We start from the raw sequence: 24,646 nt of genomic DNA, 5'->3' as shown, positions 1-24,646 counted from the left end.
TCTTGACATTTTGTGGATTTTTTTCAAACCTTAATTACAAAGATAAACATTGTTTATTATCATCAAAATCATGCTTTTGATTATCAGTGATTATTCTTATCATCACTGACAATCAAATCATTAAAAAATTGCCTGATAAACTGATCAGGCAAGATGAAAATAAAATGCTTTATGCAAAAATGATTTTATTTTCCACCGCCCATCATGCCGCTTTTGAGAAAACGAAAGAAATTTTCCCACATATTAGACATGCGTTCAGAAAAAGTGAGATCAGGTTGCTCTTCAACCAAGCCCATAGCTTGTTTATCTTGCTGGCTGAGTAGCAACAAACCACTTGTAGCAGTAAAAATTGGACTAGCGATTTTATCCAACAATGCTGGATCTTCAGCAGTCAAATAAGTCGGCGCATTGGCAAGGTGAACGCTAACATTAAACTTTTTACGAACCAAATTCACCATACCATCTATACGTACACCTTGTCCTGTCAGTACAATACCTTGGCTTGCTTGTGCGATCATACCACTTTCAATCAACTCAGCGGTCAGCACATCCAAAATACGATCGTATACAGCAGTAATCAGTGCAGCCAACTCTTTACGACCATAATGGTGCATACCCGTGTTGCTATTTACACTGATAAATTGATCGCTTGGTGTATTTTCAATATCGACAGAACCATGGATAGTTTTGATGCGTTCTGCTTCTTCACGTGATGTACGCCACATGGTTGCAATCTCTTGAGTGACCAAATCACTACCGATCGCAAAGCTTTTTACATAAGCTAGCTTATTGTCTTTTAGATACAGACTAATGCTCGATGTACAGGCACCAATCTCAATCATACATACACCAAAATGACGTTCGTTCTGCAATAGGCTTGCTTCAGCCATCGCAATCACGGATGGATAAACATCTTGCATTTGTACATTTGCACTTGCCAGCACTTTACCTATGTTATTCATGGTGCTGACAGGGAACTTTAACAGCTGATAAGTTGCAGTCATTGACTGTGCGGATAAATCGTGTGGATTTTCCACCCATTCATTTGAACCATCGATGGCATAACCCAAAGGAATGGCTTTGACAAGGTAGTCTTCCTGATTTTGAGCTTTGAGCTTTGCATCATCCAACACATGGATCAAAGCATTATTATCTACAGTGCCGTCTGGGTTATTGATTTTCGTTTTACCCGTGACAATTTCACTAAACAAATCTGGGCTAGAGATAGCGATATGCGCAGCATTAATACGCATATTTGTTTGTTCTTCAGCATCTTGCACTACAGATTTCACCGCAGCACTGACTTTTTCTAGACTACTGATTTTTCCATTGGTCATACCATGATTGCTAGCGTGTTTTGCAACGATCACTTCGATATGATCAGGCGAATGTACCTTGCCAATCATCAGAGAAACTTTATGTGCACCGATATCAATGACGGCGATTTGTTCGATATTATCATCACTCATGAATGCACTACCAAAAAGAATATAGACCAAAAATGAAAAATACTAACCATATATTATGACTCATATTACATTATTTTGGCAAGTGGCTAATATTAAAGAATGGTTAAATGAACTCTGAAAATGTAGTAAAATCGTGATTTTAAGAACAATTACGTTCGTAATTCTATTTAAACGACACAGCTATCTCATCATATTATGCTTTATCAAGCTATTTTGGAAATATATGTCATGTTTTATAAGCATTTTCTATTAATAATCAGACAATATTTTTTTAAAGAATTTTTGAATAACGTGATTTTTATCTGCTAAAACAATAATAATTGAAGTAATTGGTTCAGACTTCTAAAAAGCGTCAGTTACCATAGATTGTGATGGAAATAATGCTAATCAACATCACTTAAAAATCATCAGCCAGTAAATTTTTTGCAACAGTCTAATTTATATCAGGTTTTGACAGTGTAAATCACATCTCCAAAACCTGAGATGATAAACTTAACTGATAATTTTTCCTTGAGCCACTGTTGGTGCTTGTTGGTTTTTCCATTGAATAGAAATACCATTACGGTAACGTAAATCTACGCCCGAAATACGCGGTGCTACGGCTTTCAAATCTTTATTTAATAGCTCCTTTAAGCGAGTGAGTTTCGCCATAGTTTGATTTTGATCAACAATCACACGCAAACCATTATCAAATAAAATAAACCATGTCATCCGCTCTGTCACAGACAGCTCTACCACACGTAAATTCATAGAGCTAAAAAGCTGTTCGATATCACGATATTGCAACATTACTGCACGAGCTTGATCGGGATGACTGCTATAAAGCAATGGTAAATGCTGATAATCCGCCATCTGTGCAGGAGCAAAAACCACACCGCTATCACTGAGCAGGCGACCTGTCCCCCAACGTGCAATCGGCTGGCGACTATTGGCACGAACCACCAACATATCAGGCCAAGCACGTGATACCACTACATTTTCTACCCATGGTAGTTGCAAGGTGTGGTCACGCACCACATTTAAATCAGTCGTAAAATATTCACCAAAGCTAACGGGCAACAAATGCTTCTGCAATACTTGCTGCTCGACACCTGTGACGCCTTCCACTTTGACCAATTTGATGTGTGTATTGTGCAGACGCTGATAGGCAGAGTAACTACCATAAACCAGTATCGCAACAGCAAAAATCAGCAACATCCAGCTGACCCATTGCATCCACGGCATCGCTTGGGCAGCTGATGGCTTATTTTGCTTTGGGCTTTTACCTTGACGCTTAAAACGTTGGCTAAGCTTTTTTGTGGCTGGTTGCTGAGGATTTGGCTGGTTCATGATCATTTTTCTCAGTTAAACCAGAGTCTGTGCCAAAATCGTTACACACAGTTGTTCAAAATTGATACCTTTGGCATTGGCTGCTTTAGGTACCAAAGAATGATTGGTCATACCTGGGACAGTATTGAGTTCTAATACATACAATTGACCAGCATCATCTTTCAAAAAGTCCACGCGTCCCCAACCTTTACCGCCCACCGCATCAAAAGCTTTAATAGCAAGCTGTTGCATTTGCTGTTCTTGTTCAGGTGTTAAGTCTGATGGGCATTGATATACGGTGTCATTGCGTTGATATTTGGCTTCATAATCGTAAAATTTACCCGTCGGGATAATACGAATACTTGGTAAAGCATCATCACCCAAGATAGAGCAGGCATATTCACCGCCAGTGATGGCTTTTTCTGCCAAAATTGCACCGTGATATTGTTTTAGAGTTGGGTAAACTTTTTCTAATTGTCCTTTCTCTTCGACCATAATCACACCAACACTACTGCCTTCAGCCGCAGGTTTGACGAATAATGGCAAACCAAATTGTGCTTCTACGGCAGCAAAATCGCTATCGTCATTCAAGACCACATAAGGCACATTTGGTAAGCCCAGAGACTGCCAAACTAGACGACAACGGAATTTATCCATAGCAATCGCTGATGCCAACACGCCACAGCCGGTATAAGGAATATTAAAACCGTCTAATACGCCCTGTAAGCTACCATCTTCACCAAAAGTACCATGTAAAATATTAAATACACGGTCGTATTCACGTAGTTTAGAAATATCGGTTTCTTTTGGGTCGAAGTGATGGGCATCTACACCTTGAGCCAATAAGGCGTCTAGCACGGCTTTACCGCTATTCAGCGATACTTCACGTTCGGTACTGCTACCGCCACATACTACCGCGACTTTACCAAATTGTTTTACATCGATTGTCATACGATTTACCTTAAAAGTTAAATTCTTATTTGTTTAAATACAAATGATTCACTGCCAAATCAACACAGATTTGACCGACATTCCCTGCACCTTGTGTAATCAACAAGTCATTCGGACGTAATACACGTTGCATGGTCGCTGGTACATCTTCCATTTTGACCAAAGTCGGCTCAACTTGCCCACGCAAACGAATACTACGCGCTAAGGCTTTACTGTCCGCCCCTTCAATCGGTGCTTCACCTGCACTGTACACATCGAGCAATAATAATTGATCGACTTGTGACAACACTTCAATAAAGTCTTCAAAACAATCACGCGTGCGGCTATAACGATGCGGTTGGAATAATAATACCAAACGGCGATCTGGATAACTTTGACGAGCGGCTTTGATGGTTGCTGCCACTTCGACAGGGTGATGACCATAATCATCGACCAATAATATATCGCCTTTTTCTTCTTCGTGTTGAACGTCATAATTGCCATGATGCTCAAAACGACGACCTACACCGGAAAACTCTGCCAATGTGGCACGAATGGCATCATCGCTTACGCCTTCATCGGTCGCCAAAGTAATGGCTGCCAAGGCATTATAAACATTATGCTCACCCGGAATATTTAAGGTCAATGCCAATGGCTCACGACCTTGACGCAATACCGTGAAATGGGTCTTGGTACCATCAACCACCAAATCCACTGCACGCACATCATTATGTTCTTTTAAGCCAAAAGTTAGAACTGGACGAGCAACGCTATCAATCATACTGTACAAGTCTTCATCATCACCGCACAGCACCGCCAAACCATAAAATGGCATATTGTGTAAAAATTGAATATAAGCCGCTTTTAACTTGTCAAAACTGCCATCATAGGTGTCCATGTGGTCTTCATCGATATTGGTCACAATCGCCGCCATCGGACGTAAAGACAAGAATGACGCATCCGACTCATCCGCTTCGGCAACCAAATAACGGCTCTTGCCTAATGACGCATTTTTACCCGAAGCATTGAGTTTGCCACCAATCACATAAGTCGGATCAAGACCTGCGTGAGTCAGCATCATGGTCAATAAACTGGTCGTTGTGGTTTTACCATGTGCGCCTGCCACCGCAATACTATGGCGATAACGCATCAATTCACCGAGCATATCGGCACGGCGTACTACAGGTAAACGGCGTGATAAGGCTTCTACGATTTCTGGATTTTCACGGTCAATCGCTGAAGACACCACGATCACATCACTATGTTCAATATTTTTGGCATCATGTCCGATAAATACGGTCATGCCTAATTTTTCTAAACGCTTGGTCACGTTACTTGCTTTGATATCCGAGCCAGTGATTTTGTAGCCTTGATTAAATAATACTTCGGCAATACCACACATTCCCGCACCACCAATACCAATAAAATGGATTTGTTGGATACGACGCATTTCTGGAATATCAATCAATTTTTTGACATGACGATCAGGAATAGGATGGCTCATGATAAATATCTCGGTCAATCATTTTCATTTTAACTTTCTCTAAATTGATGTTGTTTAGAGAAAATGCGATAGGTGAATATCTTATTTGCTGCGTATTTTTATCATACTTGGCAAAAAAAGATATTATTTTTCAAACAATTTTTCAATCAAATCTGCGACTTGCTCAGTGGCTTGAATTTGTGCTTGTTGCTGTGCAAGTTTTGCCATATCAAATAACACTTCACGACGCATCAATGGGCGTAACAATCCTGCTAGGCTTTCGGACGTCATGGTACTTTGAGGGCATACTTTTGCTGCACCAACGTCTGCCAAATAGCGTGCATTGGCAGTTTGATGATCATCGACTGCTGTCGGTAATGGCACAAATACTGCTGCTACACCTGCGGTCGCAATCTCAGTGACAGTCAATGCTCCAGCACGACAAATCACCAAATCTGCATCGCTATAAGCTTGTGCCATATCTTGGATAAATGGGCTGACTTTGACATCAAAGCCATCGACTTTAGTTAAATTCTGATAAATGTGTTCGGTGGCTTGTTGTTGGTTTTTGCCACACTGATGATAAATTTGTAAAGGCATTTGCAATGCAACCAAAGCGGCAGGTACACGCTCATTCAGCACTTTTGCACCCAATGAACCGCCCACGATAAAGATTTTGAGTGGTGAGCCTTGTTGTTCACGCTGTGCATAGCGTTGTTCTGGCGGTGCGATTTGACAGATTTCTTGGCGGACAGGATTGCCTGTAGTAATGACTTTTTCTTGGGCTTGGAAAGTATTGGGAAAAGCTTGGCAAACGGTATTGGCGATACGTGCCAAAACGCTATTGGTCATGCCTGCGATGGCATTTTGCTCATGAATAAGAATAGGAATGCCACTTGAGCGTGCAGCCAAACCACCTGGACCTGATACATAGCCACCAAAACCTGCTACGGCATCAATATTTTGTTGTTTCATCAGCTGACGTGCTGCCAGTGTCGCAGAAAGAATAGCAAAAGGTGCTTTGAGCTTTCGCAATAAACCGTTGCCACGAATGCCTTGAATGGCGATTTGATGCACCTGAATATCATGATGTTGTTTGAGTAGATCGTTTTCCATACCTATTGAGGTGGCGAGCCATGACACTTGATGTCCACGTGCTTGTAATGCTTTGGCGACCGCTAAGGCAGGAAAAACATGACCTCCTGTACCAGCAGCCATCATCATGATATGTCGAGATTTTAAAGAATTGCTCACGAGAAAAATCGTCTAGTCTAAAACACGCTGTATTGTAATGCCAAAGCGGATTTTTATCAAAACTTATCAAAGCGAATTTTGTCAAAAAATATGACAGAATGTCGTAAAACTTTTTATGTACAATAAAGATAAAATGATATATCTCAGATTGAGTTATAATTTGTTGGATTTTTATTTTTGAAAAGCGAGTAAAATATGCAACCGTCAATTAAAATCTATGGTATTAAAAACTGCTCAACCATGAAAAAAGCCTTTTTGTATTTGGAAGAATTAGGCTTGAGTTATGAATTTCATGATTATAAAAAACAAGGCATTGATAGCGACAGCATTTTAAAATGGCTTGAACACATTCCACAAGAAAAAATCTTGAATAAACAAGGCACAACATGGAAAAAACTCAGCCTAGAACAACAAGCCTATGCCCTAGAAAATCAAACCCAATGGCTAGAAACTTTACAAGCCAATCCAAGTATGATTAAACGTCCGATTCTAATGGCAGGTGATACGGTTTTAGTAGGGTTTGATGACAGAGAATATCTACATTATTTAAGATAATATCTTAAAAATTATTTTTTGTAATCGTGTATTATCAAAATTGCGGTAGGTGAGTATGAACAGCAGTCAAACGCAACAACAATCTAGCCTAAAACGTGCCAAACGCTATGCCACCATTGCCCTTGTGGTGGCGATTGTGTCGTGGGTTGTGCTGATGATTTTTGCCAAATTTTTTCCGCAATATGCATGGCTGATTCATATTTTAATGCTGTCTGCCGAGGCGGGCGTAGTGGGTGGTTTTGCCGATTGGTATGCGATTACCGTATTATTCCGCAATCCTTTTGGTAAATTACCCGTGCCAAAATTATTATTAGAACATACCGAAATTATCCCACGCAACAAAGCCCGTATTGCTGAATCGATGGGGCGTTTTGTACAAGAGAATTTTTTATCGCCTGTGGTGGTGCAACGCAGTTTACACAAAAGTGACCCGAGTTTGGCATTGGGACAATGGTTAAAACAACCGCAAAATAGCCAAAAGGTGGTCGAGTTTGTGCAATATAGCGTACCGAAAATTTTTGAATTTGTCGGTGAACAGCAGATTATGCGATTTATCCAAAGCAATAGTAAAGAATGGCTACAAAATACCCCGATTAATCATTTGAGTAGCGAATTATTGCGGGCAATTTTGGACAATCGTTTTCATCATGATGTGTTACAACGTGGCTTGGATGCCATCCAAAATTGGATTCAGCATAATCCAGAACGTGCTCATGCCATGGCAGAGCGATTATTTGAAGAATTGGGCGTAGGCAAATTGGCAAGGGGTGTAGGTTTCTTTGGTATTGATGTACAGCAACGCAGTGTCGATGCGTTATTGCAAAAAATCACTCAAATTATTGAGCAACCCGAACATCGTTACCGTCAGCGTCTAGAAAATTTTGCCCGAGAATTACAACACGATTTACAAGACTCTGACAGCACCGCCAGTATCAAACTAAATACTTTAAAAGACAGCTTTTTAAATAGTCCGCAACTGCTGAGCTTTTTGGGCAATGCAGTCAATATGCTATGCAAATCCATCACCAAAGATTTACAGCAAACTGATTCGGGTATCGCCAATAATTTGCAATATGCCATCATGCAATTGGGTGAAAATATCCAAGACAATCAGCAAGTTCGTGAAGTATTTAACGAACGTTTGATTACCATCGCTACACAATTGAGCGAGCAATATGGTGATAAAGTGATTTTGTTTATCAGCGAACGTATTCACGAGTGGGATTCTAGCGAAATGATTGCCAAGATTGAAAATTCAGTCGGTGGCGACTTGCATATGATTCGTGTTAATGGTGTGGTGGTCGGTGCATTTATCGGCTTGATTTTGGGTATTATCCGTGCCATCGTGGAACATGTTTTATAATTTTTTAAGAGGTTGTACTAGATTAGTAATCATGTCGTACTGAAAATATAAATCTTTTTGGCGACAATCTAAACGCATTCTTAGCAAATATAAAAAGCACTTCCGCTTATTTTTAAAAGGATGTGAGTTTAGGTTTAACAATGGGACATGATCTGATAAGCTTAAGATCTTAAGAAATGATATTAAATGTAGGGCTAATCTAGTACAGCCCAATACTTTAATCATGTGCAAGAGAACATCCAATGTATCAATACTTTGATTTAGACGACACTCGATTTGAACACCTAGTTATTGCTATTTGCAAAGAATTACTTGGGCATGGGACACAAGGTTTCTCTAAAGGAGCTGATGGTGGTAAAGATGGAGAGTTTCAAGGCAAAGCTAGTTTATTCCCTACCCCTCAACAACTTTGGGAAGGTAAAACCATTATCCAAGCAAAACATACTCAAGGCGTAAATAAACATTTTACGGATTCCGATTTTTTTGGTAACAATAGTTGTATCTTGGCAACAGAAGCAAAAAAAGTTAAAGAAATGTTTGCAGAGGGTCAAATTAACCATTATATGCTTTTTGCTAATCGTAGTTTGACTGGGGGAGCAAAGCAAATTATTGGAGAGTTTTTAGCTACAGAAACAGGATTAGCCGTAGAGGATATCGCAATCTTTGGTGATGATGACCTTGATTATTACCTGTCTCGTTACTCTTATATTCCTAATATGGCAAACATCAATCTTGAACCATTAAATCATGCTCCTGCTATAGATTTATTCAACCTATCAGAAGTTATTGGACATTTTTCAGCAATATTTGATGATAAAAAGACGCATAGAGAGTTTTTACCTGTTGCTCGAACCAAATATGAGAAAAAAAACCAATTAAATAATCTACGTTCTGATACTGCTAGACAGCTTGAACGCAATTATTTACGTTATAGGTGGCAAATTGAAGATTTTTTGACTGACCCACAAAATCGAGAATTACAGTCTTTTTACCAAAATGCTATCGAAGAGTTTCAACTTCAATATATTATACCGAAACAGCGAGAATTAGAGTTTTTTGATGATATTTTCAATGAACTGGTAAAATACTTAATGAGTAGGGATTATGTTCTGAAAACAAATTCACGTCTCACTAGAATGATGGTATTCTATATGTATTGGAATTGTGATATAGGTAAATCAAATGATGATTCGTCCGAACAAACATAATCATCCTGACAAAACAGTTGTTTATGCCAGTTTCCTAATGTTAAATGCTTTGAAAAAGGCAAGAATTGTTCCCTATAATGACTTACTAAATTTGGTAAAAACTAAAGTTACTAGTGGTGAGTATTTATTTTTACCTGCTTTAAATTTCCTATTTCTATTAGGGTTGGTTAATTATCAATCAAAGACAGATATAGTGGAGTATATTGAGAAAAATCATGAAGCTATCCAAGCTGTATAGCAATCAACCTGATAAATTTGAGCCAATCATATTTAATGAAGGTCTTAATTTTGTTTATGGTGATGTCAGACATCCAAAAAATCATCAGCTAGATTCTCATAATCTTGGCAAAACTACACTTGCTTTGTTATTGGACTTCTTGTTTTTAGCCAAAAAAGATAGTAATCAATTTTTATATGTAAACTTTGAGATGTTTGAAAATTTTATATTTTTTTTGGAAATTAATCTTAATGAAAATCAGTATTTAACAGTTAGACGCAGTGTGACAGAGGGCAGTAAAGCCAGTTTTATTACTCACGAACAACCTAATCAAGATTTTAGAAATTTAGCTGACAGTCAGTGGAATCATTTTGAGTTACCTTTTGAGAAAGCAAAAAGTTACCTCGATGGAGAGTTAAATTTAACAGCGATTAAGCATTGGAAGTATCGTAAGCTTATCAATTACCTAATTCGTACCCAAGATGATTTTGGAGAAGTGTTTCAGCTTAATAAACATCGTGGTAAAGATGCTGATTGGAAGCCTTATATGGCTGATTTGCTAGGGTTTGATGGTGACTTGGCAAGACAGCGTTATGATATTGTTAAACAAGAAACTGATATAAAATCCAAAATTAAAGAAAAAAGTGATTTTGATGAAAAAAGTGCCAGTGAAGCCCTAAGTAAGGTTGATGGTCGATTATTACTACGCAAAGCTGAATTATCAGAAATTCAGGAATTTGTTGAAAATTTTGATTTCCATGAGATTGACAAACAAGCAATTGAACAGTTAGTGGCAGAAATTGATAATCAAATTGTATATCTAAATATGAAGGAGTATTCACTCAAAAATAGCATTTACCACATTGAGCAATCTTTTACAGAAGATAAAATCAAGTTTAACCCTAAAGAAGTCAAAGCATTGTTTGATGAAGTCAATGTACTGTTTCCTGACCAAGTAACGAAAGACTTTGAACAGCTCATTGCATTTAACAAGGCTATTACCAAAGAGAGAAATGGGTATCTAAAGAAAGAATTAGCAGAAAACAAAGTAGAACTTGAAAATATCAGTTCCCAATTAAAACTACTGAATGAACAACGTAGCGAACATTTGCGTTTTTTAAAGGAAAGTGAATTAGTAAATAAATTCAGAGAATCAAATCGTCAAATTGCTACCATTCAAGCTGATATTTTGAATTTAGAGCAACAAAAAGAAAATATAGAGCAGATATTAGATTTACAAAAAAAGCAAAGAGCTTTAAAGCTTAGTTTGGATGATATTGAAAACAAAATGCAGACGAATGTTGCTGAAGTGAACAATGGTAACGACAATACATTTGCCAAAATTCGTCTATATTTTAATGAAATCATTGCTAAGGTTTTAAATAAACGTGGTGAACTTTTTGTTTTTCTCAACAATGAAGGAAATTTAGAGTTTAAAGCAGAGTATCAGGACAAAACAGGCAAAAATACGAGCGAAAGTAAAGGTAATACCTATCAAAAATTTTTATGTATTGCCTTTGACCTAGCTGTAACTAGAGCTTATCTTGGTCAAAATTTCCCTAAATTTATTTACATAGATGGGGTATTTGATGGGCTTGATGACCGCAAAAAGACGCTATTATTGGATATTTTAAGAGAGTATAGCAATATAGGAATACAAATTATTGCAACGACTATTAATTCAGAAATTCAGGGTCTAGCTGAACCCTTACATGATTCTGAAGTCATTTTGACGCTTCATGATGATGGTCAAAATGGTCGTTTATTCAAAATGCCTATTTGGTAATATCTTAAAGCGATATTAACGATAGTTTTGTATGAATAATTTGTAATTTTGCAAAAGTTTATATAAAAATATGTTCTATTATTTATTATCAATGTAAATCTCATGGGGCTATAGAGTGTATTGCACACAGCAAACACAATTTTTTATTTAATTATATGGAGCAATGAAAATGTCAAAATCAGCAAAAATCAAATTAGATTTATTAAGACAAGCCTGCTATATCAATGGTGAATGGCTGAATGATACAAACAAAGGTCAGATTGAAGTTTATAACCCATTTGATGGCAATCTAGTCGGTCGTGTGCCAGATTTGCCTACCGAGCAAGTGCATCAAGCAGTAGCCTATGCAGAACAAGCCCAAAAATCATGGCAGGCATTGACCGCACAACAGCGTGGTGATTATTTGCAAAAATGGGCGGATTTGATTGATAAAAATAAAGAGCAACTTGCCACAATTATGACCCTAGAGCAAGGCAAAGCCATCATTGAATCACGTCAAGAAATCGACTACGCAAACAGCTTTATTCGTTGGTTTGCCGAAGAAGGCAAACGTATTTATGGTGATACCATTCCGACATTAAACAAGGACTTACGCTATACTGTACTGAAGCAACCGATTGGCGTGTGTGCAGCAATTACGCCTTGGAATTTCCCTGCGGCAATGATTACCCGTAAAGTCGCACCGGCATTGGCAGCAGGCTGTACCATGTTGGTTCGTCCAGCCAGTCAAACGCCTTTTACCGCTTTGGCGATGGCAGAATTAGCACATCAAGCCGGTATTCCCAAAGGCGTATTACAAGTCGTCACTGGTTCAGCCAAAATTATCGGTAATATTTTTTCTAGTCATCCGAGTATTCGCAAATTATCTTTTACCGGTTCAACCGAAGTCGGGCGTGAATTGATGGCACAATCTGCCACGACCTTAAAAAAATTATCTTTGGAATTGGGCGGCAATGCACCGTTTATCGTGTTTGATGATGCGGATTTGCACAAAGCAACGGAAGGCTTAATCGTGGCAAAATTCCGTAATGCAGGGCAGACTTGTGTTTGTGCCAATCGCATCTATGTACAGCGTAGCGTAAAAGCTGAATTTTTAAAGATTTTCCAAGAAAAATTGCTTGCCTTAAAAGTCGGCAATGGCTTGAACGAAGATATACAAATCGGGCCTTTGGTTAATCAATCAGCTTTGCAAAAAGTCAAAAACTTACTGAAAGATGCCTTGGATAAAGGGGCGACTTTGCATTGTGGCGGTGACAATATTGATGATAGTTTATGTTTTCAGCCGACTTTAATTAGTGATGTGAATCATAAGATGGCAATGCATGAAGAAGAAATCTTTGGTCCAATTGCTGCCGTGTATGATTTTGACACTGAACAGCAAGCCATTGCGATGGCGAATGACAGTATTTATGGTTTGGCGGCATATTTTTATACCCAAGATTTAGGACGTTCATGGCGTGTAGCGGAAAGCTTGGAATATGGTATGGTCGGGCAAAATACAGGTCTGGTATCCAATGCAGTTGCTCCGTTTGGTGGTATAAAACAATCAGGCTTTGGTCGTGAAGGCTCAAAATACGGTATCGAAGAATATATCGTCACTAAATATTGGTGTATTAACGTTGCCACAGAACATTAAATATGTTGGCTGTCAAAAAGGCTGAGATGGCATAATTGATATTATCGCTTTATAGATAGCATATCGGTTGTGCCTCGCAGAAATTTTACACATTAAATTTCAACATGTTAGTATGGTAACATTTTTCCACGTATGACGAACGACTGCCTGCAAGATAAGGAGCAAGCCATGATTAATTTTTCTCGTATTCCTGTGATCAAATTGCCTATATTGGATATGAGTACAGATCCTTTTGAATTATTGCTTAACGCAATCATTTACCGTATGAAATATCTTGCCAAAAGCAATAGCCGTTTTCAAAGTCTAATTCAAGATCGTGATTTTATCATGCAGATTGGTGTGGTTGATGGCGTACAATATTATGTGCAAGTGAGCCAACAACAAATCCGACACTTCAAAAAATTAAAAGACCAAGCACAGGTTGATTTCAATTTGCAGTTTGCAGACACAGATTATGCGGTGAAAACGCTGAGTGCTGGCGATAGCAGCCGTTTGATGAAAGGTATTCAAGAGGGTAGAGTGACTGTTGAGGGTGATTATTCCTTGTTAGTGTGGTTTGGCAAAGCCTCTCGCTTGCTGATGCCTGAGATTGCTAAGACTGCGATGCAAAATCTCAATCAGTTGAAAGCAAAAATTTTAAAATAATAGTTCTTATACGAACTAACACATTTAAAAATCTCTTAATTTCAATCAATTGAAACTTATTGATTTAAAATCTTGTGGAAATTGTAACCATGTTTAATGACATGGTTTTTTTTCGGCTAAATTTGCATTAAGATGCTTAAGATTATTATTTTTAGTACAACAAGAGGGGGAATCAAAAATGGGCTGCTATGAAGATTTTGCCAGTCTTCATTTAAATTATACTTTTCATGCCTATCACCGTGGTCAGCAACGAAATATCCAAGCATGGATGGTGGCACATGCCATACGCTATGGACGACGCTTTTATGACAAAGGTGCGGTGTATTATCGTGTTGGTAAGCGAGAGATTCAGCGATTTGGGAAGATATGTCCTGAGCTGAAGAAGATGAATGGTATTCATGTGGTGACTGGACAAAATGGTAAGATCTTAACCATGTTTCGCAATACCAAGTTCAAACGTATTGGTACAAATCAGCACAAACGTAAGCATAGTGTGATATGGAGTTATCATGCAAAAGACTAATCGTCAAATGATAGATAAAAAAAACCCTTTCGTAAGGAGTACGAAAGGGCTATAAAATGGTGGGTCGTCCGCGACTCGAACGCGGGACCAACGGATTAAAAGTCCGCTGCTCTACCAACTGAGCTAACGACCCAAAATTGGGTTCAAAAAAATGGTGGGTCGTCCGCGACTCGAACGCGGGACCAACGGATTAAAAGTCCGCTGCTCTACCAACTGAGCTAACGACCCAATCTTCTTGATGGACGGTATTTTAACAAAAAAAATGAAATATACAAGCGAAAATTGCACTTTAAATGATATTTGTTGATAAAAAAAGCAAAAATAGACTCATTAAGTTTGATTTTTGGCTTTATTCTCACTGTCTTTGTGCTTAATGTTGGAAAAGGGCGTTATGATAGACGCCCTTTTTGAAGAACAGACGATAGGTTAACGCAGACTAAAACGCTGTGCAGGGAAGACGATATCGCCAACTTTGAGCTGTATATTGTATTCACCAGATGGATCAGTGTTGTCAAATTTCCAACACTTACTGATCGCATCCTGTTCTGGCGATAGATAAACTAAACGCTCAATACGATGGTAACGCCCATCATTAGAACGCTCTACATGTGTTGAATCAGGATCGACGAATTGACTGCGAGCAGGTGCATTGATAATTTCTTCAAGTTTAGTTTGACCATGATAACCTGTATTATTGATCGTCCAACAGATGCGGTGTGTCGAATTACTTTTCACTGCAACATTGGTATTGAGCGAGTTGAGTTTACCATTTATATTTTCAAAGGCACCTATCGCAAAAGTCGGTGGATTCACTTTTGGTGCATTGACGTTGTTATTCACATTCGTTGTAGCTGCTGGCGTATTTGCTACACTACTTGTAATGGAAATTTCAACTGCAGGCTTACCAAAATTGACTACAGGCGCTTGTGCAAATGCAGTATTTGCAAGTAATAAAGTACCAACTAAAAATAATGACTTTTCCATAGTATTCCACTCAAAGATAAACAGAGATTATCGTGATTCTAGCCTATCATGTTTAAATTTAAAACAATTCATTTGAAAAAATAACAAAAAAGATATAAGTTCAAACAGTTTACCATACAGCATATATGGCAATGCTCGCCATCAATAATAAACAATGTGCCACACTTGCCAATTGAAAATTTCTTTGGAAAGGCTGTTTGACGGTTTTATGATGAAAATGCTGTTGTGCCAACAGGCTTGCCGACCAACCACCCAACACCGCACACAGCAATAAGTGCTGTTCGGGTACACGCTGTATGCCTGACATAGCAGCTTGTTTATCTTTATGGTACAACCAATAGCTGTAACTATTGATTAAAGACAACGACAAAATGGTGAATGGCGGTAATAAATGATAAAACGCCAATACCAAAACTGATACCCAATACACCGCCATGGCAATATAAGCAGGTCTAAGCCATGTTTTGCCATGAATCGATGTGACATTATTGATAGGTGGAGAGTTTTTTGTGGCGTTGCTTTGTCTGACTTGATTGGCTTTGACATAACGCACTTTGACTGCTTGCGGACGAGATTGGCTATCAATGCTCAACTCATAATCCACCACACAGCCCACAATCGGACGTGGTCCTTGCCGTTCAAAGTTTTTGATGTGTAAAAACACTCTGCTCTTGACGCTATCTTTGCTTTCGCCAAGGGTTTCCACAAAACCATAGCCTTTGTCATCATGCCATTCGATCAGGCGACCTTGATAACGTGCCATGATTAGACCTTAGCACGTTGCAAACGTTGCTCTAACATCGCACGCATCTGCTCTGGGTCTTTTTGTAAAATATCTGCACCTGTACGCCCTTGCAAACGGTTCATGCGAGCTACGTCCAAACGCAACATCCAAAAACGGAATGCTGCCATCGCCAAGTATACTGGCAATGCCGCTTGTTCATCATCAGTTAAAGGACGGATTTGCTGATAGCCATGCAAAAAGGCTTGATATTTTTCATCATTTAAAACAATGTTTGGATAATCACTACAGAAGTCATTGATGGCAATCGAAATATCTAATAAAAATTCATCCCGATTAATTTCAAAAAAATCTAACATTCCCGACAAAGTATCACCTTGATATAAAGTATTGTCTCGGAATAAATCGGCATGAATCAAGCCTTTAGGGCGATTTGGATATTGCTGTTGTACGTTTTGATAAGCCGTTAAAACGGTATCCATCAACTGCTGTTGTGCTGGCGTCATTTCTTCTTTATATAATAATGCAGACGTTTCAGCCAACCATATATCGCCATGGGTATTTTCACGGTCTAAATCTACATCTTTGAGTGCCATATGCAAAGTCGCCAAAGCGTGACCGATCGCTTGTGCTTGCCCCACTGTGGCAGATGGTTCTGGGTGTTCGCCATAAATGCGTGGTGCGATTTGAGCGGGTTTATCTGCCAAAGTAAACACAGCTTGCCCATCAATACTTAATGGCAATGCCATCGGCAAGCTGCTTTTTGCCAATTGTTGCAAAGCAGGAAATAATGATGCCACATCATCAGCATCCATTTGTTCAAATAAAGTCAAAACGTATTGTGTGCCATCCGCCGCAATCAAAAAATAATTGGTATTTTGGATACCGCCCTGAATTGGCTTAAGATCCACAATATCCAAAGCAAATTGGGATGCAAATTGTTGCACTTGGGCAAGCGATAACGGCGTGTAAACAGACATAGCGATAACCTAAAACAAAATGTATAAATGAGGCAATAAGGTTTAGCATACTGTTTTTGTGGAATGATGCAAAGTGCTTGTGTAAGATTTTTTATTTTTTAAGCAATGAAATGCACTGAGATCACTGTAAAAAATAAATTTTGTCTGCGTCACCTACAAAATTCATGTATTTGTCATGCTGATATTTAAAAGAAAAATCGCTATAATGGCAGTCACTTTTTTGATAAACACAGAGTAAAAGCGATGAGTTATAAAGATGTTCCAGCGGGTAAAGATGTACCAAATGACATTTATGTGGTGATTGAAATCCCTGCCAATGCACCGCCAATCAAATACGAAATCGACAAAGAGACTGATGCTTTGTTCGTAGATCGTTTTATGGGTACAGCGATGTTCTATCCTGCCAACTATGGTTATATCAACAATACTTTGTCTGAAGATGGTGACCCATTAGACGTATTGGTGGTGACACCGCATCCAGTGGCGGTAGGTTCGGTCGTGCGTTGCCGTCCAGTAGGTAAATTAAACATGGAAGATGATGGCGGTATCGATACCAAGCTTATCGCTGTACCACATGACAAGCTTAGCCCATTGTACAAAGACGTGAAAGAATATACCGATTTGCCTGCATTATTAATCAGCCAAATCGAACATTTCTTCCAACACTACAAAGATTTAGAACTAGGTAAATGGGTGAAAATCAGTGGTTGGGAAGGTAGCGACGTCGCGAAACAAGATATCTTAAGATGTATTGAAGCAGCGAAAAAATAATTTTGCTGATTTGATGCTAATATCTAAAGACCGCAATAATTGCAAAATTGTTGCGGTTTTTATTTTTAGTCACAACAAAACATATAAGCCATTCGCCTAAAACAATATTTAGCGTATAATGTTTAGCATGCTTAGCAATAAGAGTATAAAATTATGATTTTAGACTTACCACCACATGTGCAAATGCAAATTGAACATACTGCCAAAGCGCAAGGCGTTACTGCTGAACAGTTGGCGGTATTGGCATTAACTCGACAATTTAGCGATGAACATATTGATTTTGATATAAAAACATTACAATCATCCATTGATAGCGGTTTTACCCCTGCTATTCCTGATCATGCTGTACAAGATGTAGAACATTTTGAAAAATGGTTGCGTAGTGTTTAATGATGCACGTCAGTACCAGTAATGATTTTAAACACAAATTTCCAAATTATCCCAAGGCGGATAAAGAAAAAATCCTTGCTTTTATCAACCATGTAAAACAACATTGTTTAGATGGTTTGCAAGGGCGGAATAAAGCATCGGATAATGTACCTTTTGATCATCCCAATTGGTCCGAACGTGTTGCCTTTGCTCAAAAATATCATCTTTGGCATTATCATATAGGCATTCCAAACTATACTACTGCAAGCAATGGTGAACAAGTCAGCCAATATATTTTGCATTATATGCGTTTGGAAAATGAAATTAGAATTATCGCTCTGAGCGACCATCCACCTTTTGCATTACCAACTGAAAAAGAGCTGGTTTAATTTTACTGGCTTTGCACCCAAATACCTGCTTCACCCACAAAGTAAGTATGGATATCTTCGACTTCAATATTATATACTGTCATGGTCAATGGACCCTCGCCCTCTGCCCAATTCACTGTGTCAGGATCTGTCCAATCGCCTGTGCGGAAACCATAGAACTCAGCATGGTCACGATGCTCGGCTGGCGTCTGCTCAAGAAGATTTTCTTTCCAATCATCATTCTTAACAAATAATTTATTAAAATCCGAATTAATAATATTATCTGATAACTCTTTACAACCATATAGTTCAACTAAACTACCTTCAACATATAAATTATCTTCATCGAATTTCGGTATAAATCCAATATTAGGATTCTTAGTACGATAGATAGTTTTTAGTATTAGGACTTACGCAAAAATAGTAGAAACGTTCGCCCTGAGCCTGTCGAAGGGTAACGTTTCCTATGGTTCGACAAGCTCACCACGAACGGAAACGTTAAATCTGCGTAAGTCCTAAGTATATTATCCTTGTAGGGATTATTTCCTGCTCTCAAAGAGTAATTAATACCTTCAAAATTTGTGGTAGTATCTGTAAATTTCAAATTTTCAATAGCTAACCACCCTTTCCCATTTACCCATACAGGATGATTTTTCGTAGTTATAATTCGATAAGGCGGTTTTTCATCTACTAATCTTTGCAATCTAAGTTGTTCTTTGAAAGGCAATGAATAATCTATAGACCTAGTAAAATCTATAACATATACTTCAATATTATTTGTTATCATAATATTTTTAATAGGTTTATACGTTAGTTCGCCACCATTATCAGCATTCTTAGAAAGTACTCTATCGCCTACTTTAAGCTGTTTGAAATATAAGCATAAGTCCGCATCAAACGTGGCAAGGCATCGTGTACCAATGCCCCAGTTTTGATTAAAGGTAACGACAAGGCAGGAATACTATAACCTGCCATCAATGCCACATTGCGTAATAACCAAATCAACATCAAGGGATAACGGCGATACGCCACCGCACCAATGCGAGCCAATTCAGGATTATACCAACTCGGTTGGTTAGAAAATTGAGTGATAAGTAATTGAAAATCGGGATGATTTTTTAAATTTTCATTTATTTGATTATCAGGGTTTAAAATCTGTTGTTGTAAAGGTTTGGCAAATTTAAAACCTTGTTGTAATAGATTATCTATCGGTGCATCACCCAATAAATAACCTTGATTCAGTTCTGTTAATAACTGTTCAGAAATCTGAAAATCTTTGGGCAATAAAAATTTGCGGATACGCTGTAATACTTGTAAATCGGCATGATGGTCTGGGGCGGTATTACGTCCGAGATTTGTAGTCATGATTATTCCCAATTGGTTATAAAAATGAAAAAAGGACATTGAATTAACAATATCCTTTTGGTTTTACATCAGTTTAACACCTTGCTGACCGCTTGGCGTGACCTTAAAAATTTCCACTTCAAAGGCGATATTTTTACCTGCCAAAGGATGATTAAAATCCACTTCGGTAATGCTATCATTGACTGATTTGACCACACCAAACAGACTGGCTTTGGCTTTATCTTCAAATTCAATCATTTGCCCGATTTCTGGACGTTGTTCAAATTTGACCGTATCAAACTTTTGTACATTTTCTAGATTCCAGTCGCCAAAGGCTTCACTTGGCGGTAAATGCACGGTACGACGATCGCCCGCACGCAAGCCAAACAACGCCTTTTCAAAACCTTCCAACAAATTGCCATCACCTATCACAAGGCTGACAGGCTCATCACGTCCACGGGTATTGTCGATTTCTACACCGTCTTCAATCGCCACCGAAAAATGCAAATCCACTTTTGAGCCCTGTTCGATACGGATTTCTTCATTGGGTTGAATAATTGGAGAATTGCTCATAACTTTACCTTATTGCTCATAGCGTGCGTTACGTCTTTTTTCTAAAAACACAGCATCAATAATCAATAATGCCACGCCAATATTCACCGCAATATCCGCCACATTAAAAATCGGAAAATGAAAATTGCTCGGAATATGATGCACATGAATAAAATCAATCACTGCACCTGTCAACGTATCGCCACGATAATTGACCACAGTCGTAGTCAAACGGTCAATCAGATTGCCCACAGCACCGCCCAGCAAAAATGCCAAACCCACAGGCATGACTTTTAAGCCTTTAGGCAAACGCAACAGCCATGCCAAAAAAATCACTGACATGACGCCCGATAAACCAATAAAGAAAAATCGTTGCCAACCGCCTGCATTGGATAAAAAGCTAAACGCTGCCCCTGGATTGTAGGCAAGCGTCCAACTTAAAAAAGGCAATACAGGCACGCTGTTGTACTCATTGACTAATTTGCTGACGGCAATATATTTGGTGACTTGATCAATAATGATCATCGCCACACTAATCAATAACCACAACACATTATGCGAATAAAACCATTTTTTTTGCGATGAATTAGGCATAGCGACGTACTTCACCTTCGCCAGTCGGCAAGTTGATGATACAACGTGAACACAAGCCTTCATGCCCTTCGTGGGTATTGACATCAGGCAAGACATGCCAGCAACGGGCACATTTTTCACCTTCGGCAGCAGAGATGTTTACACGCACTTCAGCCAAATCAGTGCTTTCACCTTGTGCCGCATCAAAGGCATTCACTTCGACTTGTGATGTAATCAATACAAAACGCAATTCATCGCCAAGCTTGGTCAATACATCATAATATGGTGCATCCGCCCAAATTTGTACTTTGGCAGACAAGTTACCACCAACGATTTTGGCATTACGTGCGACTTCGATTTGCTTATTTACCGCTGATTTGACTTGCAATAAAGCTTGCCAATCGGCTTCGCTCAATTCATTGGCTTGGCTTGGTTGCGGTAGGTCATACCATTCAGTGGTGAAGACATATTTTTCAGATTGAGCAGGGATTAACTGCCATGCTTCTTGAGCGGTAAAGCTCAAAATCGGACTCATCCAACGTACAAAGGCTTGCGTGATATGATACAAAGCCGTTTGAGCCGAGCGACGTGCTTGCGAATCCGCTTTAGTAGTGTATTGACGGTCTTTGATAATATCCAAATAAAAACCGCCCAAGTCATTGATACAGAACTGAGTAAGCTGTGTCACCACCGCATGGAAAGTCATTTCTTCATAGGCTTTGACGATAGTTTGTTGCACTTCATTGGCACGCTGTAAAATGTACTGATCAAGAGCAATCAAATCATCAATCGGCATCGCATCACGGTCAGGTTCAAAACCATTTAGGTTTGCCAACAAGAAACGCAAGGTATTACGGATACGGCGATAGCTGTCTGATACACGGTCAAATACGGTTTGTGATGCAGCAATTTCATAACGATAATCGCTGGATGCCACGTACAAACGCAAACCGTCCGCACCCAATTGCTTTAAGATTTCTTCAAATGGAATGTAATTGCCCAAAGATTTTGACAATTTACGACCGTGCTCATCCACGGTAAAACCGTGCGTCAATAAGCCTTTAAACGGTGCTTTGCCATGAATCGCCACACTGGTCAATAAAGAAGTTTGGAACCAACCACGGTGCTGGTCTGAGCCTTCCAAATACAAATCAGCAGGACGCGTTAATTCATCACGCTTATCCAATACCGCATAATGTGTTGAACCTGAGTCAAACCATACGTCCAAAGTATCACGCACGCAACGATACTGTTCGGCTTCTTCGCTTGGTAAAAAGTCCGCCACATCACGGTTATACCATGCATTAATGCCTTCTTTTTCAATCAATTGAGCCACTTGTTCAGTCAATTCAGACGTGCGTGGGTGCAATTCATTGGTATCTTTATGCACAAAGAATGGAATCGGCACGCCCCAAGTACGCTGACGAGAAATACACCAGTCTGGACGACCTTCAATCATGGCTTGCAGACGGTTTTTACCCCAATCAGGGATAAATTCGATATTTTCTTCAATCTCTTTCAACGCTTGTTCACGCAAGCCATTTTCGTCCATGCTGATAAACCATTGCGGTGTCGCACGGAAAATAATTGGCGTTTTGTGTCGCCAGCAATGTGGATAGCTGTGTTGCAAAGGAACATGTGCCATCAAACGCTGTTCATTTTTTAATTTTTCAATGATTTGCGGATTGGCTTTGTAGATGTGCTCACCGACAAAAATGCCTGCCGTGTCCAAATACACGCCATTACCTGCCACTGGATTTTCTACAGGAAGATTGTATTTTAAACCAACATTATAGTCGTCCGCACCGTGAGCAGGGGCGGTATGTACTGCACCCGTACCGCTGTCAGCAGTAACGTGTTCGCCTAAAATTACAGGTACTTGGCGTGGCAATAATGGATGTTGTAATTGTAATAATTCTAGTACTTGCCCTTTAAATTCTGCCAAGACTTTAACATCGCTTAGTTTATAACGTTGGCAAGCCGATTCCGCCAAGTCTTTGGCTAAAATCAAATTGTGGCTGTCGCCTTTTTCTGCTTGAGCTTGAACGATTTGATAATCTAATTCTGGATGAAAGCTGACCGCTTGGTTGGCAGGCAATGTCCAAGGTGTCGTTGTCCAAATCACTACATCGGTCGCTTGGGTGATTTCCACCCCAACACGTTTTGACAAGTCCGCCAAATCCACTACGGCAAACGCTACATCAATCGCGTCAGATTTCTTTTCTTCATATTCGACTTCGGCTTCGGCAAGGGCAGAACCGCAGTCCAAACACCAGTTTACTGGCTTTAATCCAGGTTGAATATGACCATTGTCATAAATCGCACCCAAAGCACGCACGATATTGGCTTCTTGCTCAAAGTTCATGGTCAGATACGGATTTTCCCAATCACCAAATACGCCTAAACGTTGGAAATCTTTCTTTTGTAAGGCAATTTGCGTGGTGGCATAGTCACGGCAAGCGGTACGGAATGCTGCTGCATCAATTTTTACCCCGACTTTACCGACTTTTTCTTCGACTTTGAGTTCAATCGGCAGACCGTGACAGTCCCAACCTGGCACATACGGTGCATCAAAGCCATCTAAGGTACGGCTTTTGATGATAATATCTTTGAGCACTTTATTGACCACGTGACCTAGGTGAATCGCACCATTGGCATATGGAGGGCCATCGTGCAAAATATATTTTGGCTTACCTATACGAGCTTGACGAATTTGTTGATATAGATCATCAGCATACCAATCTTCTAACCATTTTGCTTCACGCGTGGCTAGGCTAGCTTTCATAGCAAAATCTGTATGCGGGAGATTTAGCGTGGCTTTATAATCGACGCTATTGTCGTCTTGCTTGCTCATTGCGGTTTACCTGTTATATTGCGGTTTTGGACTAAACACTACATTTTAACCTACAGAATGGCTTTGTAAAGGACAACGCAGAAAAAATTCACTTTATAGCCAACAAAATTGGCTCTATAGAATGTGATTTATAGAATAGTCGTCAATAGAGCAGTAAAATAATTGTCGTTATGAACTTGTATAAAGACTAAAATTATTGACTTTGGATTACTTGTCAGTTTTGGCTTACGTTAAGTAAGGCGAATGACTGATTTGCGAACAAGGATTTTTTGACTATTCTATACACATGGAGCGATGGATAGCATAACTTTTGCAAACATAAGGATATAGGCAAGGACTCGACGATAGACAAGGCTGTTTCATCGTACTGCTCAAATACAAATAAGCATCTACTGGATTGTAGGTGCTTTTTGTGTTTTTGGCATTTAGAAATTCAAAGCTTTTCAATTCATAAAAAATTCTGTAGCCAATGTTTCATCTTTTTGCTGTTTTAGCATGTCTAAATTTTTGCAAGCGACTTCATACTGCTGTTCGCAAGCTTTTGCCCATAGTGCCTTTATTTTAACGTAATCTTTTTTGATCTGACTCACTTATTACAATGATATCTAAGAGCAAAAAAACACCGCAAAAGCCTAAACCTTTGCGGTGTTATGTTTATAGCAAAAGAAAAATAAAATTGGTACAATATAACTATGGCATACTCACAAGACTACCGACAAATGATACTAGCGA

23 protein-coding genes, 2 tRNA genes and 1 pseudogene are annotated in these 24,646 nt (G+C 39.1%); 12 read left to right on the top strand and 14 right to left on the bottom strand.

The window, feature by feature from the left end:
* Positions 1-185: 185 nt before the first annotated feature.
* From ftsA to murG, 5 genes are all read right to left on the bottom strand, one after another.
* Entirely contained in the window at positions 186-1,469 is a 1,284-nt protein-coding gene (gene ftsA, locus ACEYX7_RS04045) for a cell division protein FtsA (RefSeq protein WP_374803160.1), read from the bottom strand.
* A 492-nt stretch (positions 1,470-1,961) separates the two neighbouring features.
* The gene (locus ACEYX7_RS04040) at positions 1,962-2,798 is read right to left on the bottom strand and encodes a cell division protein FtsQ/DivIB (RefSeq protein WP_374803158.1); all 837 of its coding nucleotides are present in this window, start codon (positions 2,796-2,798) and stop codon (positions 1,962-1,964) included.
* A gap of 15 nt (positions 2,799-2,813) precedes the next feature.
* Positions 2,814-3,728 carry a D-alanine--D-alanine ligase gene (locus ACEYX7_RS04035; RefSeq protein WP_374803156.1) on the bottom strand — a complete coding sequence of 305 codons (915 nt, stop codon included), beginning with the start codon at positions 3,726-3,728 and terminating at the stop codon, positions 2,814-2,816.
* 25 nt (positions 3,729-3,753) lie between these two features.
* Positions 3,754-5,211: a UDP-N-acetylmuramate--L-alanine ligase gene (gene murC / locus ACEYX7_RS04030; protein ID WP_374803154.1), complete on the bottom strand. Its 1,458-nt coding sequence runs from the start codon at positions 5,209-5,211 to the stop codon at positions 3,754-3,756.
* 123 nt (positions 5,212-5,334) lie between these two features.
* On the bottom strand, positions 5,335-6,444 hold the full coding sequence (murG, locus tag ACEYX7_RS04025) for an undecaprenyldiphospho-muramoylpentapeptide beta-N-acetylglucosaminyltransferase (RefSeq protein ID WP_374806932.1): 1,110 nt from the start codon (positions 6,442-6,444) through the stop codon (positions 5,335-5,337).
* Between the two features lie 195 nt (positions 6,445-6,639).
* Between murG and ACEYX7_RS04020 the strand changes: the two genes are divergently transcribed.
* The 9 genes and pseudogenes from ACEYX7_RS04020 (at position 6,640) to ACEYX7_RS03980 (ending at position 14,377) form a co-directional block, all read left to right on the top strand.
* Positions 6,640-6,999 carry a Spx/MgsR family RNA polymerase-binding regulatory protein gene (locus tag ACEYX7_RS04020; RefSeq protein ID WP_374803150.1) on the top strand — a complete coding sequence of 120 codons (360 nt, stop codon included), beginning with the start codon at positions 6,640-6,642 and terminating at the stop codon, positions 6,997-6,999.
* Between the two features lie 55 nt (positions 7,000-7,054).
* Entirely contained in the window at positions 7,055-8,362 is a 1,308-nt protein-coding gene (locus ACEYX7_RS04015) for a DUF445 domain-containing protein (RefSeq protein WP_374803148.1), read from the top strand.
* Between the two features lie 49 nt (positions 8,363-8,411).
* A pseudogene (locus ACEYX7_RS04010) lies at positions 8,412-8,513 on the top strand (IS1595 family transposase); the annotation flags it as partial.
* A 91-nt stretch (positions 8,514-8,604) separates the two neighbouring features.
* Positions 8,605-9,570: an ABC-three component system protein gene (locus tag ACEYX7_RS04005; RefSeq protein ID WP_374803146.1), complete on the top strand. Its 966-nt coding sequence runs from the start codon at positions 8,605-8,607 to the stop codon at positions 9,568-9,570.
* Positions 9,545-9,808: an ABC-three component system middle component 8 gene (locus ACEYX7_RS04000; protein ID WP_374803144.1), complete on the top strand. Its 264-nt coding sequence runs from the start codon at positions 9,545-9,547 to the stop codon at positions 9,806-9,808. Before ACEYX7_RS04005 ends, ACEYX7_RS04000 begins: the two co-directional genes overlap by 26 nt.
* A complete protein-coding gene (locus tag ACEYX7_RS03995) occupies positions 9,786-11,573 on the top strand; it encodes a DUF2326 domain-containing protein (RefSeq protein WP_374807132.1) in 1,788 nt (595 codons plus the stop codon). Before ACEYX7_RS04000 ends, ACEYX7_RS03995 begins: the two co-directional genes overlap by 23 nt.
* 169 nt (positions 11,574-11,742) lie before the next feature.
* Positions 11,743-13,209 carry an NAD-dependent succinate-semialdehyde dehydrogenase gene (locus ACEYX7_RS03990; protein WP_374900225.1) on the top strand — a complete coding sequence of 489 codons (1,467 nt, stop codon included), beginning with the start codon at positions 11,743-11,745 and terminating at the stop codon, positions 13,207-13,209.
* Between the two features lie 168 nt (positions 13,210-13,377).
* A complete protein-coding gene (locus ACEYX7_RS03985; RefSeq protein ID WP_374803138.1) occupies positions 13,378-13,854 on the top strand; it encodes an SCP-2 sterol transfer family protein in 477 nt (158 codons plus the stop codon).
* Positions 13,855-14,032: 178 nt separating this feature from the next.
* The gene (locus ACEYX7_RS03980) at positions 14,033-14,377 is read left to right on the top strand and encodes a hypothetical protein (protein ID WP_374803137.1); all 345 of its coding nucleotides are present in this window, start codon (positions 14,033-14,035) and stop codon (positions 14,375-14,377) included.
* Between the two features lie 57 nt (positions 14,378-14,434).
* Here the strand turns inward: ACEYX7_RS03980 and ACEYX7_RS03975 are convergent.
* From ACEYX7_RS03975 to ACEYX7_RS03955, 5 genes are all read right to left on the bottom strand, one after another.
* Positions 14,435-14,510: transfer RNA gene (locus ACEYX7_RS03975), tRNA-Lys, on the bottom strand.
* Between the two features lie 19 nt (positions 14,511-14,529).
* A tRNA-Lys gene (locus ACEYX7_RS03970) sits at positions 14,530-14,605 on the bottom strand.
* Positions 14,606-14,803: 198 nt separating this feature from the next.
* The gene (locus ACEYX7_RS03965; protein ID WP_374803135.1) at positions 14,804-15,361 is read right to left on the bottom strand and encodes a hypothetical protein; all 558 of its coding nucleotides are present in this window, start codon (positions 15,359-15,361) and stop codon (positions 14,804-14,806) included.
* Between the two features lie 109 nt (positions 15,362-15,470).
* On the bottom strand, positions 15,471-16,124 hold the full coding sequence (locus tag ACEYX7_RS03960) for a DUF1294 domain-containing protein (protein WP_374807071.1): 654 nt from the start codon (positions 16,122-16,124) through the stop codon (positions 15,471-15,473).
* 2 nt (positions 16,125-16,126) lie between these two features.
* Entirely contained in the window at positions 16,127-17,083 is a 957-nt protein-coding gene (locus ACEYX7_RS03955) for a homoserine kinase (protein ID WP_374803131.1), read from the bottom strand.
* 243 nt (positions 17,084-17,326) lie between these two features.
* Between ACEYX7_RS03955 and ppa the strand changes: the two genes are divergently transcribed.
* The 3 genes from ppa to ACEYX7_RS03940 all read left to right on the top strand — a co-directional run bounded on the left by ppa (position 17,327) and on the right by ACEYX7_RS03940 (position 18,612).
* Positions 17,327-17,854, top strand: coding sequence for an inorganic diphosphatase (gene ppa, locus ACEYX7_RS03950; protein ID WP_374803129.1), 528 nt, complete (start codon positions 17,327-17,329; stop codon positions 17,852-17,854).
* Positions 17,855-18,007: 153 nt separating this feature from the next.
* Positions 18,008-18,244, top strand: coding sequence for a hypothetical protein (locus tag ACEYX7_RS03945; RefSeq protein WP_374803127.1), 237 nt, complete (start codon positions 18,008-18,010; stop codon positions 18,242-18,244).
* Positions 18,245-18,246: 2 nt separating this feature from the next.
* Complete coding sequence (locus tag ACEYX7_RS03940; protein WP_374803125.1) at positions 18,247-18,612, top strand: hypothetical protein; 366 nt, start codon at positions 18,247-18,249, stop codon at positions 18,610-18,612.
* A gap of 834 nt (positions 18,613-19,446) precedes the next feature.
* Here the strand turns inward: ACEYX7_RS03940 and ACEYX7_RS03935 are convergent.
* The 4 genes from ACEYX7_RS03935 to ileS all read right to left on the bottom strand — a co-directional run bounded on the left by ACEYX7_RS03935 (position 19,447) and on the right by ileS (position 23,914).
* Complete coding sequence (locus ACEYX7_RS03935) at positions 19,447-19,956, bottom strand: hypothetical protein (protein ID WP_374803123.1); 510 nt, start codon at positions 19,954-19,956, stop codon at positions 19,447-19,449.
* A 63-nt stretch (positions 19,957-20,019) separates the two neighbouring features.
* Entirely contained in the window at positions 20,020-20,508 is a 489-nt protein-coding gene (locus ACEYX7_RS03930; protein ID WP_374803121.1) for an FKBP-type peptidyl-prolyl cis-trans isomerase, read from the bottom strand.
* Positions 20,509-20,517: 9 nt separating this feature from the next.
* The gene (gene lspA / locus ACEYX7_RS03925) at positions 20,518-21,081 is read right to left on the bottom strand and encodes a signal peptidase II (protein ID WP_374803119.1); all 564 of its coding nucleotides are present in this window, start codon (positions 21,079-21,081) and stop codon (positions 20,518-20,520) included.
* Positions 21,074-23,914, bottom strand: a complete 2,841-nt coding sequence (gene ileS / locus ACEYX7_RS03920; RefSeq protein ID WP_374803117.1) for an isoleucine--tRNA ligase — start codon at positions 23,912-23,914, stop codon at positions 21,074-21,076. The genes lspA and ileS overlap by 8 nt, the downstream gene beginning before the upstream one ends.
* Between the last annotated feature and the right edge of the window lie 732 nt (positions 23,915-24,646).

The organism is Hubeiibacter jixunmingi, assembly GCF_041928215.1.
GTDB lineage: Bacteria > Pseudomonadota > Gammaproteobacteria > Pseudomonadales > Moraxellaceae > Acinetobacter.
Note: the sequence above shows the minus strand (reverse complement) of the source record. Positions and strands in the feature narration are given on the sequence as shown.